Origin of the sequence: Paraburkholderia sp. SIMBA_054, assembly GCF_046534875.1 — a bacterium.
GTDB classification, from domain to species: Bacteria; Pseudomonadota; Gammaproteobacteria; order Burkholderiales; family Burkholderiaceae; genus Paraburkholderia; species Paraburkholderia hospita.
The window spans coordinates 24,079-39,747 of sequence record NZ_JAWRXV010000006.1 but is presented as its reverse complement, the minus strand read 5'-3'; the positions used below and the strand labels follow the sequence as shown (position 1 = coordinate 39,747).

At 63.1% G+C, this 15,669-nt stretch carries 13 protein-coding genes; 2 read left to right on the top strand and 11 right to left on the bottom strand.

The window, feature by feature from the left end:
- The 5 genes from SB822_RS08990 to SB822_RS08970 all read right to left on the bottom strand — a co-directional run bounded on the left by SB822_RS08990 (position 1) and on the right by SB822_RS08970 (position 5,891).
- Positions 1-501, bottom strand: a complete 501-nt coding sequence (locus SB822_RS08990) for a (2Fe-2S)-binding protein (protein ID WP_007582130.1) — start codon at positions 499-501, stop codon at positions 1-3.
- Between the two features lie 971 nt (positions 502-1,472).
- Positions 1,473-2,870 carry an amino acid permease gene (locus SB822_RS08985; protein WP_410854499.1) on the bottom strand — a complete coding sequence of 466 codons (1,398 nt, stop codon included), beginning with the start codon at positions 2,868-2,870 and terminating at the stop codon, positions 1,473-1,475.
- Positions 2,871-3,009: 139 nt separating this feature from the next.
- Entirely contained in the window at positions 3,010-3,666 is a 657-nt protein-coding gene (gene rqpR, locus SB822_RS08980) for a response regulator transcription factor RqpR (protein ID WP_007582134.1), read from the bottom strand.
- Between the two features lie 52 nt (positions 3,667-3,718).
- Positions 3,719-4,495 (bottom strand): sensor histidine kinase, encoded by a 777-nt coding sequence (locus SB822_RS08975; RefSeq protein ID WP_410854571.1) that lies wholly within the window; start codon positions 4,493-4,495, stop codon positions 3,719-3,721.
- A 625-nt stretch (positions 4,496-5,120) separates the two neighbouring features.
- Positions 5,121-5,891, bottom strand: a complete 771-nt coding sequence (locus tag SB822_RS08970) for a ferredoxin--NADP reductase (protein WP_007582137.1) — start codon at positions 5,889-5,891, stop codon at positions 5,121-5,123.
- A 241-nt stretch (positions 5,892-6,132) separates the two neighbouring features.
- On the opposite strand from SB822_RS08970, the gene SB822_RS08965 reads away from it, so the two are divergent.
- A complete protein-coding gene (locus SB822_RS08965; protein WP_131542605.1) occupies positions 6,133-6,336 on the top strand; it encodes a hypothetical protein in 204 nt (67 codons plus the stop codon).
- Positions 6,337-6,415: 79 nt separating this feature from the next.
- On the opposite strand, the gene SB822_RS08960 is transcribed toward SB822_RS08965, so the two are convergent.
- The 6 genes from SB822_RS08960 to SB822_RS08935 all read right to left on the bottom strand — a co-directional run bounded on the left by SB822_RS08960 (position 6,416) and on the right by SB822_RS08935 (position 14,368).
- Positions 6,416-7,057, bottom strand: coding sequence for a LysE family translocator (locus SB822_RS08960; protein WP_410854498.1), 642 nt, complete (start codon positions 7,055-7,057; stop codon positions 6,416-6,418).
- 926 nt (positions 7,058-7,983) lie between these two features.
- Positions 7,984-8,970 carry an ABC transporter permease gene (locus tag SB822_RS08955; protein ID WP_086909128.1) on the bottom strand — a complete coding sequence of 329 codons (987 nt, stop codon included), beginning with the start codon at positions 8,968-8,970 and terminating at the stop codon, positions 7,984-7,986.
- A gap of 22 nt (positions 8,971-8,992) precedes the next feature.
- Entirely contained in the window at positions 8,993-10,000 is a 1,008-nt protein-coding gene (locus SB822_RS08950; protein WP_410854497.1) for an ABC transporter permease, read from the bottom strand.
- On the bottom strand, positions 9,990-11,555 hold the full coding sequence (locus SB822_RS08945) for a sugar ABC transporter ATP-binding protein (protein WP_410854570.1): 1,566 nt from the start codon (positions 11,553-11,555) through the stop codon (positions 9,990-9,992). Before SB822_RS08945 ends, SB822_RS08950 begins: the two co-directional genes overlap by 11 nt.
- Positions 11,556-12,203: 648 nt before the next feature.
- The gene (locus SB822_RS08940) at positions 12,204-13,208 is read right to left on the bottom strand and encodes an ABC transporter substrate-binding protein (RefSeq protein WP_410854496.1); all 1,005 of its coding nucleotides are present in this window, start codon (positions 13,206-13,208) and stop codon (positions 12,204-12,206) included.
- 107 nt (positions 13,209-13,315) lie between these two features.
- Complete coding sequence (locus tag SB822_RS08935; RefSeq protein WP_042313029.1) at positions 13,316-14,368, bottom strand: LacI family DNA-binding transcriptional regulator; 1,053 nt, start codon at positions 14,366-14,368, stop codon at positions 13,316-13,318.
- Between the two features lie 309 nt (positions 14,369-14,677).
- On the opposite strand from SB822_RS08935, the gene SB822_RS08930 reads away from it, so the two are divergent.
- The gene (locus tag SB822_RS08930; RefSeq protein ID WP_410854495.1) at positions 14,678-15,667 is read left to right on the top strand and encodes an aldose 1-epimerase; all 990 of its coding nucleotides are present in this window, start codon (positions 14,678-14,680) and stop codon (positions 15,665-15,667) included.
- Positions 15,668-15,669 lie beyond the last annotated feature (2 nt).

Genomic DNA, 15,669 nt, shown 5'->3' with positions numbered 1-15,669 from the left:
TCAGGCGGTCGTGGCGGCTTTCGAAGACGCGTCGGCTTGCATGCCGGCTGCGCCCTGAACGACGGCCTTGACGATGTTGTGGTAGCCCGTACAGCGGCACAGGTTGCCGTCGAGCTGCAGGCGCACTTCGTCTTCCGTGAGGTTCGGATTGGTAGCAACCAGCGCGGTCGCGCTCATCACCATGCCTGGCGTGCAGAAGCCGCACTGCAGGCCGTGGCACTCGCGGAAAGCGGCCTGCATCGGATGCAGTTCGCCGTTTTTCGACAGCCCTTCGATCGTGGTGATTTCCTGGTCTTCTGCCTGCACGGCGAGCATGTTGCAGGATTTGATCGCGCGGCCGTTCAGATGAACCGTGCACGCGCCGCATTGCGCGGTATCGCAGCCGACGTGCGTTCCTGTCAGCCGTAATTGTTCTCGTAGAAACTGGACAAGCAGGGTGTGCGGCTCGACGTTCGCGGTAACGGGTGAACCGTTCACCGTCAGACTGATGCTGATCGCCATGAACTGTCTCCTAGGGGACGCTCTTGTATTGAGCCCCGGGTGGGGTGAGACCGGCACGGGCCCGTTGTTCACTTGCTACCGCCTGCCTGCTGGAGGGTCCGGTACGGTTGGGGTGCTTTTTTGCTTTGTTTTTGTTGTTTGTGACGAAAAGTAAAACACAAAAAGCGGGAGGCGGCTATTGGGGAACTGTGCCTCCGGCGGTTTTTGGTTTGGTTTTGGCTTTCGTTTTCTGCTGCGCTGCCAGTTCGGTGTGTTTGTCTTTGCGCTGGCATCCGCGTTATGCCTTCGTGCTTCAAACGTCGCCCCTGTGCGGGGCGGCACCTACTTTTCTTTGCCGCCGCAAAGAAAAGTAGGCAAAAGAAAGCGGCTCACACCGCCAGCGCTTGACGTTTGCCCACGGGCCCCAACGTCCCCACGCTTCGCACGGTAGCGCGCTTGCACAGGTTCGTTGCCAACGCATCGTTTAAACGCCTCACCCACTTCAAACACCCGTACATGGGCTCGCGCCAGCGAACGGCTACTGCCGCCCAGGTGGCAAACTGTGTGTAGGTTGTCGCGGCGTACAGGTTAGCGCTCTTGCAGGGTGGAACGCGTGCGCTATTGGTCCGAAGTGAGGCGTGGGGAGCACCTAGGGCCTACGCACAGTTTGCCACCTGGGCGGCGGTGGAATATCTGGCGCGGCATGCTGCAGCGCGGGTAAGTGAAGCGGGTGAGGCGCTCATTTAGAGCGCTGGCAACGAACGTGGGTCACGTGATTGCCGTGTGAAGCGTAAGAACCGTTGAGGGCCCTCAGGCAGGAAGAAGAATTAGCGGTGTTAGCCGCTTTCTTTTGCCTACTTTTCTTTGCGGCGGCAAAGAAAAGTAGGTGCCGCCCCGCACAGGGGCAACGCATGAAGCACGAAGGCAAATCGCGGATGCCAGCGAAAGGCGCAGCGAACCAAACAAAACCCAGCCGCGCCGCGAGACAAGACTTAACGCCCACCATGCGCGAGTTTGGAATGCCTCCGCGAGTACCCAAAATAAACAACCATCCCAACCAGAAGCCAAATCACAAACGCAATCCACGTAACCTTGCTGAGATTCAGCATCAAAAACAGACAGGAAGCGACAGCAAGCACAGGCACAACCGGCACGCCCGGGCAGCGGAAAGCCCTTGGCAAATCAGGATGCGTGCGCCGCAGCACGAGCACAGCGATAGACACCATCGAAAACGCCGCCAGCGTCCCGATATTAATCAGCTCAGCGAGCACATTAAGCGGCACAAGCGCGCCAATCAGCCCAAACACAATCCCAACGAGCCAGGTGGTAGCAAACGGCGTAGCAAACCGCGGATGCACCTTCGACAGCGCCGCAGGCAACAACCCATCCCGCGACATCGCAAAGATCACCCGAGTCTGCCCGTAGGCCATCACAAGAATCACGGTCAGCATCCCAAGCACCGCACCGAGATCGATAAAACCGGCAACCCAGTTCTGCCCAGCAACCTGCAACGCATACGAAACCGGATGCGAAATATTCGCGAACTGCGCCGACGGCACGATCCCCGTCACGACGGCGGCCACCGCGACATACAGCACCGCACAAACGCCGAGCGACGCAATAATCCCAATCGGCAGATCGCGCTTCGGGTCCTTCACTTCTTCGGCCGCCGACGACACCGAATCGAACCCGATAAAGGCAAAGAACATCACAGCCGCCGCGCCGAACACCCCGCTGATGCCATTCGGCATGAACGGATGCCAGTTCTCCGGCTTCACATGAAACACACCGACGGCAATCACCAGCAACACCACGGTCACCTTGATCGCAACCATCAGATTGTTCACGCGCGTCGATTCGCGCACGCCCACAGACAGCAGCGTCGTAATCGCCATCATCACGAGAAACGCGGGCAAGTTGAACAGTGTCTCGTGGCCGGGCAGCGCGCCGGGCGCAGCCGTCAGCGCGACAGGCAGCGCAACGCCGAAGCCCGACAGCAGCGATTGCAGATACCCCGACCAGCCGACCGACACCGCCGAAGTGGCAAGCCCATATTCGAGCATCAAATCCCAGCCGATGATCCACGCGGCCAGCTCCCCGAGCGTCGCGTACGAATACGTGTAGATCGAACCGGCGACGGGGATCGTCGAGGCGAATTCCGCATACGCGAGCGCCGCGAAGCCGCACGCGACGGCGGCGATCAGGAACGCCAGCATCAGCGCCGGGCCGGCTTGCACCGCGCCCGTGCCCGTCAGCACGAAGATGCCGGTGCCGATGATGGCGCCGACGCCGAGAAAGGTGAGATCGAGCGCGCCGAGCGCTTTCTTCAGGCCGGCAGCCTGCGCGCCGGCGATCATGTGCTCGACGTTCTTTTTGCGAAAGAGGGACATTTGGCGGGGTCTCCTGTGAAGCACGCGTATGGGCGCGCCCAATGTCGGGAAAACCCGCAATTTTAGCGGAATCGGGCCGGATAACCCTTCATGGTGCACAAATGGAGTGCGCCGCGAGCGCGGCGGGCGGCCTCAAGCCTCAGGCCGCCATCACCGGATTCAGGTCGACGAGGCGGTTGCTCATCACGTAGAAGGTCAGCTCGGCGTTGTTGCGTAGCTTCATTTTCTCGAGCAGCCGCGTGCGGTAGACGCTCACCGTCTTCACCGACAGCGACAGCGCGTTCGCGATATCCGTCAGCCGCTTGCCCGACGCGAGCATGCACAGCGTCTGGTACTCGCGATCGGAGAGCTTCTCGTGCGGCAACTGCTCGCCGTCAAACGAAACGTAGTCGGCGAGCGCTTCCGCCATCGCCGGGCTCACGTACTTGCGGCCCGCTGCGACCTGCTGGATCGCGGCGATCATCTGCGTGGCGTCGACGGTCTTCGACAGATAGCCGGCCGCGCCGGCCTTCAGCGCACGCACCGCGTACTGGTCCTCGCGATACATCGAAAACATCAGCACGGGAACGCGCGGCAGCTTGCGCTTCAAACGCTTGAGCACCTCGACGCCGTTCATGTCCGGCAGCGAGATGTCGAGCAGGATCACGTCGTACACATGCTTCGACGCTTCCATGAGCACCTCGGTACCCGTCTGCGCCTCGGCGACGTCGTCGGCGACGCCGCGGTCGATCAGCAGCTGCCGCACGCCCTGTCGAACGATGGCGTGGTCCTCGGCAATCAGAATGCGCAGGCTCATAACGGGAAGTCAGTGTTCACAAACAGCAGGTTACAAGCGGGCCACGAGCGGTTCACAAGCGGATGGCGGTGCGTCGCGCGCGCGGCGCATTGCCCATTAAGGCTTTCCACTCGAAGCGCGCTTGCACGGTCGTGCCGCGCGCCTGACCGGCGGATGCAGCGACGCGCAATTCGCCGTCGAACGCGTTGCAGCGCGCGCGCATGCCCGCCAGCCCGAACTGGCGCTCGTCCTGTCCCGCGTGCGCAGGAATACCGACGCCGTCGTCGCTGACGACGATGCTCAGATGCTGAGCGGTGGTTTCGATGCGCATGTCGGCGCCCGATGCGCGCGCGTGCTTGGCGACGTTGTTCAGCGCCTCTTGGGCGACGCGGAACACAGCCAGCGATGCATCGGCGGACAGGCGCGTGAGGCGGGCGTCGGCGGCGCACACGAAGCTCATGCGCAGGCCGGTGCGCGCGGCGAAGCTGTTGGTCCAGTGCGACAGCGCGCAGACGATGCCCTTGTCGAGCGTCGGTGAGTGCAGATCGCCGACAGCCTGTTGCGCCGCTTCAGTAACGGCGTCGAGCGAACGCTGCGCGGTGGCGAGGGCGGTGGTGCATTGGGGCGGGGCGTCGGCGGGCAGCCAGGTCTCGACGCCAGCGAGCGCGAAGCGCGCGGCCGTCAGTTCGGCGCCAAGGCTGTCGTGCAGTTCCTGCGCGACATGGCGGCGCGTGGTTTCCTGGGTGCGCATCAGCTCGAATGCCAGCTCGCGTACCCGCGCCTGCAGACGCGCGAGTTCGTCGCTGGATGCCGGTCGCGCTGCGGCATCCGCAGTGGCGCCATTTGCCATCGCGGCTTTGCTGGAACGGCGGCGAGCAGACGCATTGGATGCGCGCGTGGCATCGCTCGCGCGGCCAGCCGCGCCGTGCACATGCATCGACACCACGATCGACGAATCCATGGTCCCGCTCACGAAACGGATCGGCCGGCGCCACAGCGACGCATCGGCAGCATATAGACGGAAGAACGCATGCGAACCCTGACCCCCAGATATGTCCGTCGCAGGAACTATCTCGACGGAAAAACGCTACGTCGGGACGTAACGAAATTTACATTCTGTAACAAATAAAAGACAGTATTGTTAATAGTCTGTCAAATGCTGCTGCGCTGCGATCATATCTCAAAAAAAGAAAAAATGCCCGTCCATCTTGGCTTGCAGCGCAAAGTTCACGCAATAGTCGAAGTAAACGCCACAGCTTATGTCGGACAAATTCCTACATGGAAGGTTATTCGTTAACCATCGACTTTGTAACCTGATGTCTGACTGAATATGTGCACGCTTAGCCATGATCCGCCAACCGTTCTACGCAGCCCGGCGCGCCAAAAGAAAAACCGGAGCGCGAAGGCTCCGGTTTTCGGGTGCTGCGGCTCGCGCGCGCGTCGTGGACGCGGCACCAGCGTTTGTGTGGCGAGTCTTAGCCGACGAACGCCTTTTCGACGACGTAGTGGCCAGGATTGTTGTTGCTGCCTTCCTGGAAGCCCAGGCTGTCGAGCAGTTCACGCGTGTCGCGCAGCATGTGCGGGCTGCCGCAGAGCATCACGCGGTCGTTTTCGAGCGAGAAGTGCGGCAGGTCGAGATCGTCGAAGAGTTTCTTCGTTTCGATCAGGTCCGTGATACGGCCGCGGTTCGCGAACTGCTCGCGCGTGACGGTCGGGTAATACACCAGCTTTTCCTGGATCAACTCGCCGATGTGCTCGTGCGCCGGCAGGTGGTCCGTGATGTATTCCTTGTATGCCAGTTCGTCGACGAAACGGCACGTGTGCGTCAGCACGACGCGCTCGTAGCGGTCATAGACGTCCGGGTCCTTGATGATCGACATGAAGGGCGCGAGGCCCGTGCCAGTGGACAGCAGCCACAGCGTCTTGCCGGGCAGCAGGTTGTCGGCCATCAGCGTGCCCGTCGGCTTCTTGCCGATCAGGACCTGGTCGCCAACCTTCAGATGCTGGAGGCGCGACGTCAGCGGGCCGTCCTGCACCTTGATGCTCAGGAATTCGAGGTTCTCTTCGTAGTTGGCGCTAGCCATGCTGTACGCACGGATCAGCGGCTTGCCGTCGACTTCGAGGCCGACCATCGTGAACTGGCCATTTTCGAAGCGGAACGACGCATCGCGCGTGCAGGTGAAGCTGAAAAGCGTATCGGTCCAGTGGTGGACGCTCAGGACGGTTTGTGGATTCAGGTTGCTCATGGCTTCTTCGATGGTGCGAAATCAAGGTCGGCCACATAAAAGCGGGGCCGGCACGGCAAAGGCAATGCACCGTCCCGCGCCGGAAGCGACCCGGGAATGATGCGCAATCCGCTATTTTACCGCGTTCCGCGCCGGGCATTGCCGCAGCGGGTTGGGCGGTGAATGTGGTCTGTCAAGCTGGTTATCAAGCGCCGGCGCGGCTGTCGTCCGGTTTCGCCGGAACGGCTAACTGCGGCGCGGCATGGGTGTACTGCTGGGGTGTGCGGCGCTGGGTCTGTGCCCGGTCGACCCGAACGGGGACCCCGTACGGGTGTCGCCCGTTGGGTCTTGCCCGTTCGCGACGGGCGTCGGGCCGTTGCCGCTTGACCGGCTTTCGCCCGTCAATCATCGGGTGATGGCAGCCGTTCAACGAAAACAGGCGCTGGTAAGCGCTATTTCGGGATAATACCGGAAACCTATCGCGCGCTGCAGCATTGACCCTTCTCGCGAAGCTGGAAAATGCCAGCTGGAGACCGCGCCCGCGCTCAGCTTTCGGCGGCGAGTTTGGCGCCCAGGCCGACGAGCAGCGCGCCGCACACGCCGTCGATCGGCCGGCGCAGGCGTCGATAGCCGCGTTGCGTGCGCTCCGTCGCGAACATCAGCGCGACGCTGCCGTACCAGCCCACCGACATCATCCCGATCATCGCGAGCGCCACGCCGTAGAACCATAGCGGCGGGTGCGCCGGAAACAGTGTCGCGAAGATACTGGTCCAGAACGCGCAGGATTTCGGGTTCGTCAGACACGTGAGCATGCCCGTGCGCCATGCGCGGAAATGCGCGCCGCGATCGTTGGCGGGCGGCGTTTCGACGTTCACGACGATGGCCTCGCCGCGTTTCGTGCTCGAACGCACGAGCTTGATGCCGAACCACACCAGATAGATCGCGCCCGCGATACGAATGCCGTTGTACAGCCAGTCGATGCGTTGCAGCACGGTCGCGAAGCCGAGCATCGCGAGCGAGGCCCAGATTGTCGATCCTGTGCCGACGCCCAGCGCCGACGCCGCGCCCAGCCCGCGCCGTCCGGCCAGCGACAGTTGCGTGATCATGAAGAAGTTGGGACCGGGGCTGACCAGCGCGATCAGATAGACGAGGGTGATTTGCAGCAGGATCGGCAGGTAATGATGCATGGTTTGCGTGGCGGCGATTTGCCGCGCTTGGCGGCGGGGCACTGGATAGGAACAGGGCGAAATCGCGATCTTACTCCGGCTCGCGCCGGGTCGAGCGCCAGTCAGGCAACTGCGCGACATGGCCTGCGTTGCTGGATGGTTTGCTTGTGTTTTTTGCTGGCATCCGCGTTTGCGTTAGCGTGTTTCAGGCGTTGCCCCTGTGCGCGGCGGCACCTACTTTTCTTTGCCGCCGCAAAGAAAAGTAGGCAAAAGAAAGCGGCTAACACCGCCAACGCTTGACGCTTACCCACGGGCCCCCAACGTCCCCATACTTCACAAGGCAGCCCACTCGTACGTGCTCGTTGCCAACGCTTCGAATGTGCGCCTCACCCACTTCAAATACCCGTACTCGTGCAAGCGGCAGCGAATGGTATGTGCCGCCTAGGTGGCAAACTGTGTGTAGGGTGTCGCGGCGTACAGGGTAGCGCTCCTACAGGGTGGGACGCATGCGCAATTGGTCCGGAGTGATGCGCGTATGGCGCAAAGGCCAACACACAGTTTGCCACCTGGGCGGCGGTGGACTGCTGACAAGACATGCCGGATTGCGGGTGCGTGAAGTTGGTGAGGCGCTTATTCAAAGCGCTATCAACGAGCATGGGTCACGTGATTGCCGGGTGAAGCGTAAGACCCGATGGGGGCCCTCAGGCAAGAATTAGCATTGGCGGTGTTAGCCGCTTTCTTTTGCCTACTTTTCTTTGCGGCGGCAAAGAAAAGTAGGTGCCGCCCCGCACAGGGGCAACGCGTGAAGCTAGATAACGCATCGCGGATGCCAGCGCAGACGCAAGCAAACCACCCAGCGTCGCAGACAACCCAAAGCGGGTACCGCCCGCACAGGGGCGACGCGTGAAGCACGGGGGCAAATCGAATGTCAGCAAAAGCAAAAAGCCTCATCCCGCCGTATGTCCGGCACCTGTCGCCGCGTCAGGCGTCGCGGGCTTATGTGCCCGCTGCTTGAGCACGCGCGCCTGCAGCACGATCACGAGCAGCAGGAACACGCCACGTATCACCGACTGCCAGTACGCCGACAGACTGATGAACCCAAGCCCGTTCTCGAAGTTCAGCAGATTGAACACGAGCCCGAGCAGCAGCACGCCTGCGATCGTCATCGCGATCGATCCTTCGCCGCCCGTCAGCAGCGTGCCGCCGAGCACGACGGCCGAAATAGCGAACAACTCCCAGCCGACGCCTTCGTTCGGCTGCCCCGCGCCGAACTGCGCGGCGAGGATCACACCCGCCAGCCCCGCGAGCAATCCGCTCACGGCATACACGGCGACCAGCGTGCGGTTGACGTTCAGCCCCATCAGACGCGCCGCTTCCTCGCTGCCGCCGATCGCCAGCGAATGCCGGCCGAAGCGCGTGCTGCGCAGCGCGAGCCAGCCCGCGACGGCGGCGACGAGCGCGACGAGGCCGGGAATCGGCAGGCCGAACAGATCGCCCTGACCGAAGTTCGCGAAGTTCGTATCGGACGAAATCGACACGGCGTCGTTTCTGCCGAGCAGCAGCCCGAGGCCGTGCGCGCCGAGGCTCGTGGCGAGCGTCGTGATGAACGGCAGGATTTTCAGCCGCGTGATGATGATGCCGTTGAGCACGCCGACCAGCAGGCCCGCGCCCGCGCCCGCGAACACGGCGACCCAGCCGCCGTACGGACTCGCCAGCGCCGCCACCACGCTCGACATCGCCGCGACCGTGCCGACGGACAGGTCAATGCCGCCCGTGATGATGACGAACGCCATGCCGACGGAGATCAGCGCAAACATCGAGTTGTAGCGCCAGAAGGACGTGATGTTGTACTCGGACGCGAAATGCTCGTAGCGCACGAGTCCGAGCACGATCAGCGCGCCGAGCGCGATCAGGATGGGCAGGTTCTTTTTCATCGGATCGTCTTTTGCAAAGCGTTTAGCGCGAACGCCGCTGCACGTACACAGCCGCAATGATGATGCCCGCCTTGACGACGAGCGCGGCCGCATCGGGAATGCCGTGCGCGAGCAGCGTGTAGCGCAGCAACTGGATGATCAGCGCGCCGATCAGCGTGCCGCCGATATACGCCTTGCCGCCCGTCAACGCCGTGCCGCCGACGGCGACGGCGGCAATCGCATCGAGCTCGATGCCGAGCCCGACGACGTTCGCATCCGACGATGAATTCACCGAAATCGAAATCAACCCCGCGAGGCCAGATAGCGCCGCGCACAGCGTGTACGCGATCATCTTCACGCGCGCGGTCGGCACGCCGCTCAAATACGCGGACTTTTCGTTGCCGCCCGTCACGAGCAGATACTGGCCGAACAGCGTCTTCTTCACGACCCAAGCGAAGAACGCGACGAGCGCGAACATCAGCAGCACCTGGAACGGAACGCCCGCCACCTTGCCGAGCGCGATCCACTGGAACGCGGGATTGTTGAACGCCTGCAGGCTGCCGTCGGTGACGACCTGCGCGATGCCGCGCCCGGCGATGAACAGCACGAGCGTCGCGACAATCGGCTGGACGGCGAGCCTCGTCACGAGAAAGCCGTTGAACACGCCGCACACGGCGGCGGCGAGAACGGGCAGCACGAACGCGAGCGCGATGCCGAGCGGCCCGGCAATGTGCATGAACAGCATCGGCGCGAGCGCGCCCGCAGTCGCCATCGACGCGCCCACCGACAAATCAATGCCGCCCGTCGCGACGACCAGCGTCATGCCGATCCCGACGATCACGATCGTCACGACCTGCGTGAGATTGACGTTGAAGGTTTGCAGCGACCAGAAGTGCTGCGTGAAAAGCAGGTTGAAGACGAGCATCGCGAGCAGTACGACGATCTCGCGCTGGATCGTGATGCGGCGTTTCTTCTTCACCGTCGACGCATCGGGCGCGGGTTTCGCCGAAGCGAGCGGCGCACCGTCGTTGCGCAGCGACTCATGAGCCATGACGGTCGCCCTCCAGTGCATCGTCGATATGCGCGGACTGCGCCGCTTCCACCAGTTGCGAGGTGCCCGCGCTGCCGTAGGCAATCGCGTCCATAATCGCGGATTCGCTCATTTGCGCGCCATCCAGTTCGGCGACCGTGCGGCCGTCGCGGATCACCACGGCGCGATCGGCCACGGCCGTCAATTCTTCGAGTTCGGAAGCGGACAACAGCACCGCCATGCCTTCGTCGCGCAGCTCGCGCACGATCTTCGCGACATCGGCTTTGGCGCCGACGTCGATGCCGCGCGTCGGTTCGTCGAGTAATAGCAGCGACGGCTGCGCGGCGAGCCAGCGCGCGAGCAGCACCTTCTGCTGATTGCCACCCGACAGTTCGCGGATCGGCTGATCGGGCGAACGCAGCTTGATGCCGAGCGACGCGATAAACCGATCGACGATCGCCTGCTGCTGCTTCACATCGACGATGCCGTGCTTCGACAGCGTGCGCAGACAGACGAGGGTGAGGTTGTCGCGCACCGACAGGTCCGGCACGATGCCTTCGGCCTTGCGGTCTTCCGTGAGATACGCGAGGCCGCGCGCGATCGCATCCTGCGGCGACGTCAGCGCGACGTCCTTGCCGTTGATCGACAGCGTGCCGCGCTCGGCGGGGTCGGCGCCGAACAGCAGGCGCATCGTTTCCGTGCGGCCCGAGCCGAGCAGGCCCGCGAGGCCGACGGCTTCGCCCGCGTGCACATCGAGCGACACGTCGCTCACCTTTGGATGCGCGGACAGATTGCGCGCCGAGATAGCCACGCTGCCGCGTCGCGCGAGATTCGCCTCGCGCGCGGCGCTGTCATCCTGCACGACGGCGGCGAGCGTGCGGCCGAGCATCGTCGTGACGAGCTGGCGCTTGTCGATATCCTTCATTGCGCTTTGTGCGACGGTCTGGCCGTCGCGCATCACCGTCACGCGGTCGCACAGCGCATACAGTTCGTCGAGCCGGTGCGACACGAAGATCACCGCACGCCCGTCATCGCGCAGCTTGCGCACGACGGTAAACAGCAGTTCGACTTCGCGTTCGTCGAGCGATGAAGTCGATTCGTCCATGATGACCATCTTCGCGTCCGACGACACGGCGCGCGCGAGCGCAACCATCTGCTGAATCGCCGTCGAATAGCTGCCCGCCGGCTTCTTCACGTCGATCTGCAAACCGAACGATTCGAGCAGCGCGGACGCGCGCCGCTGCACTTCGCGCCAGTCGATCAGACCGAAGCGGCGCGGCTCGCGGCCAAGGAAAATGTTCTCAGCCACCGAGCGGAACGGCACCAGGTTGATCTCCTGGTAGATCGTGCTGATGCCTGCTTCGCGCGCTTCCTTCGGCGTGCGGAAATCGATCTCGCGGCCTTCGAAGCGCACGCTGCCACCCGAGCGCCGATAGGCGCCCGTGAGGATCTTGATCATCGTCGATTTGCCCGCGCCGTTCTGGCCGATCAACGCGTGCACTTCGCCCGCGGCGACGCTGAGATTCGCGCCGCGCAACGCGGGCACGCCGCCGAACGAGATGTCGATGCCCTGCATGTCGAGCAGGGGCGCGCGCGAGGACGACGGCGGCGGATGAGCGCCGGGGGCCGCGTCGGAAGGCGCGTGGGATTGCGTCACGTGTGTCTCCTTTGTCGACCAGCGTTAGCGCTTTAGCGCTTACGCTGGTCCCATGCAACGCGGTCGACCAGCGTTAGCGCTTTAGCGCTTACGCTGGTCCCATGCAGCGCGGTCGACCAGCGTTAGCGTTTTAGCGCTTACGCATGGTCCCATGCAGCGCGGTCGACCAGCGTTAGCGTTTTAGCGCTTACGCATGGTCCCATGCAGCGCGGTCGACCAGCGTTGGCGCTTTAGCGCTTAGTCCGGCCCCATGCAAAGCGTTTGGCGCTTTAGCGCCCTACGGCTGGTCCCATGCTGCATCGCTTGCGATGCAGCGCGGCCCGTGGCTATCGCAACGGCCGGCGCGAGAATTACATACTGTCGATCAATTCGCGAAGTCGATGGTACGCCCGACAAAGCGAAGCGACGTCCCGTGGAACGCGAACGCGCGCGCCACAGACACGTCGCCTCGAACCCTTCCCGTCAGCCGGGCACGAATGCCCGGTGAAGCCCAGCTTGTCGGCCGTGCTGCGCGCGCCTCGCTGCGCGAAAACCGAGACGCGCCGGCCGGGTTACATCAACGAACGCTCAATAACCGTACTGCATGCTTTCCTGCACGTTGCCCTTGTCGTAGAAGCGGTCCGACACCTTGACCCACGTCGGCACCTTCTCGCCCTTCGCGAACTTCTGCGCAACGTCGCATGCGAGCGGGCCAAAGAACGGGCTCGACTGCACGCTCGCGCCAAGCTCGCCAGCAGCAATCGCATCGAGGCCGCCCTTCGTGCCGTCGATCGTGACGATCTGGATATCCTTGCCTGGCTGCTTGCCTGCCGCCTTGATCGCGGCGATCGCGCCGAGCGCCATTTCGTCGTTGTGCGCGTAGACGGCCGTGACGTCGGGATGCGCCTGCAGCAGCGTTTCCATCACCTGACGGCCCTTGTCGCGCGCGAAGTCGCCGCTTTGCGACGCGATGATCGACATGCCCGGATTCTTCGCGATCACTTCGTCAAAGCCCTTCTTGCGGTCGTTCGCGGCGGAAGCGCCCGTCGTGCCTTCGAGTTCGATGATCTTCGCCTTGCCGCCCGTCGCCTTGATGAGCCAGTCGGCTGCGCGGTGGCCCTGGTCGATGAAGTCCGAACCGATGAACGTGATGTAGTCGCGGCCCGCTTTCGCCACCGATTGATCGACGTTGCGGTCGACGAGAATCACGGGAATACCCGCCTTCTTCGCCTGCAACACGACGGGCGCGAGCGGCTTCTCTTCACGCGGCGGGAACACGAGCAGATCGACGTGCTGCGCGATCATGCTCTGGATGTCGGAGACCTGCTTCGAGTTGGAACCGTTGGCATCCGTCATCACCATCTGCCAGCCACACTTGGCGGCGATGTCCTTGAAGCTCTGAGTTTCGGCGAGACGCCACGGGTTGTTGCTCTCCGTTTGCGCGAAGCCCACTTTCAGCGGTTTCTTGGTGGGGATTTTCGGCAGATCGTCAGCCTGCGCCGATGCCATGCTAAATCCCAAAGTGATTGCCAGCAATGCTGCGGCAAGCGGCTGAAGCCGTTGCCCGCGCGAATCCCGATTGTGCGACGCCATGTCTTCCTCCAGTACCAGTTGGTGTGTTTTGCTTTTGTGCTTCAACTGCCGCCGGCACGTCGGTGGTGACCGGACGTGCCGATTATTCCATCGCGAATTATTATTGGTCAATCACTAATAATATTAATTACAGCGCGTTTTGCCTCGGTAATTTCCCTGACTGACCCACGTTCGATCAACGGCCCGTCGAGTTTCACCATCCGGTGACGCACGGGCGCGCCTGCTGCCTGGTTGTGCACTTCCTGAAGCAGCGTATCGACGGCCCAGCGCCCCAGTTCGTAGTTCGGCAGCACGACGGTCGACAGCGGCGGATGCGTGTGGCGCGCGATTTCCTGATCGTCGTAACCGAGCACCGAGACGTCGTCGGGCACGCGGTAGCCGAGCTGCTTGAGCGCCTCGATCGCGCCGAGCGCCATCAGGTCGTTCGCGCAGAAGATCGCGGTCGGCGGATTAGGCTCGCGCATCAGCGACAGCGTGTGCTCGAAGCCCGTGCCCGAACTCCAGTCGCCGTCGCGGACCATCTCGGGCGCGAACGGCAGGTCGGCGGTGGCGAGCGCGGTGCGGTAGCCCTTCAGGCGGTCTTTCGCCGCGTCCTGCCAGTGTTCGCCGTTGATGTAGCCGATCCGCCGGTGTCCGGCGCGCAGCAGGTATTCGGTTGCGACGTGGCCGCCCGCGACTTCAGCGGGAACGATCGACGACTGGCCGCCCTCGCTCGTGTAGCAGTTCAGCAGCACGGTTGGCACGCGCGCGAGTGCGGCGGGTAGCGTGACCTTGCGGGTGTAGACAGTCGCATAGACCACGCCGAACACGGTCGGGCTCGCGAGAGCCGCGTCGAGCACCTGTTGCTCGATGTCGGCGTTGCCGTGCGTCGAGTAGACGGCGAGCAGCTTGCCGTTCGCGTAGGCGGCGTCGCGCGCGCCGTCGATGTTCACGACGGGGTGCGGACTCGTCGAGATTTCGTCGGCGAGATAGATGATCAGATTGCGCTCGCCGGACGACGGCGGCAGCGGTTCACGCGGGGTGAGGCGATAGCCGAGATCCTGCGCAGTTTTCAGCACCTTGTTGCGGGTCGCTTCGGAAAATTTGGCGCCGGTCGCGTTGTTCAGGACGAGAGAAACAGTCGATTGCGACACGCCGGTGAGCTTGGCGATATCGGTCATCGTCGGGCGGCGCTGAGTCGATTTTTTCATTGATCTGGCCGCGCAACGGCGGCTCGTTGACGGTGAATGCCGCAGGCATCGTTGCACTGACGGTACCACTAATAATATGCGCTGGACAACACACGCAAACCCCGCTTTTTTACTGGGCCACGATGGCCTCTGGTGACGGTTTTTCGTCGGTATTATTACTAATAATATTGACCGGAGAATTCAGCCGTGCGATTCTCGCTCGCGCGGGCCGCTTCGGTGCATGGCATTGAACACGCGCGCCCGACGACGTCGCAACCGCCCACGCCCATTCAAACGACTATGCGCAAAGCTTCAATCCATCCGTCCGCAGCCGATCCCGCCACCGATCTACGTATCGACGACCCGTCGCTCGTCGTGTTGTCCAGCGGCGATACGACGCTCGTGGTCGCGCCGGAGGTCGGCGGATCGATTGCCGCTTATTTCGACGTGGTGCGCGAGCACACGTCGCAGCGCGTGCTGCACTGGTTGCGTCCGGCGACGCGCGCGGCGCTCGCCGCTTGCGATCCGCTGCGGATGGCGAGCTTCCCGCTCTTTCCGTATTGCAACCGCATCCGCGATGCGCGCTTCGAGTTCGACGGCCGCACGATCGATCTCGGCGGCGACGGAAACGGCTATGCGCATGCGCTGCATGGTCACGCGTGGCGCAGGCCGTGGCGCGTCGGCACGCGCACGGCTTCATCCGTCGAACTGCATTTCGAGCATGTGCCTGATAGCGAAAAGCGCGGCGATTGGCCGTTTCACTATCGCGCGAGCCAGCGTATCGAATTGCTGGGCGATGCGTTACACGTGACGCTCGCTGCGCAGAACCTGTCGGAAGGCACGATGCCGTTCGGCATGGGCCATCATCCGTACTATCCGCGCACGTCGAACACGGTGATTACCGCGCATGTGGATGAAATGTGGCACGCCGACACGCATGTGTTGCCGACGCATCTCGGCCCACATGGCGCTGTCGATGCGCTCATGCGCGGCATGAGCGCCGACGCGTTCGATCTCGACAACAACTTCAGCGGCTGGACGCGCAGCGCGACGATTGCATGGCCGGACGAAGCGCGCAGCGTGACGATGACCGCCGATGCGCCGTTCGATCATCTGGTGGTGTTCGCGCCCGCGGACGATGTGCAATTGTGCGTCGAGCCCGTCACGAATACGACCGACTGCTTCAACGCTAACGAAGACGATGGCGCACGCGAGCGTTCAGGCTACCGCGTGCTCCAGCCCGGCGAAGCGATCAGCGCCGGGCTCAACTGGAAGCCGCAGCGCGACTGACG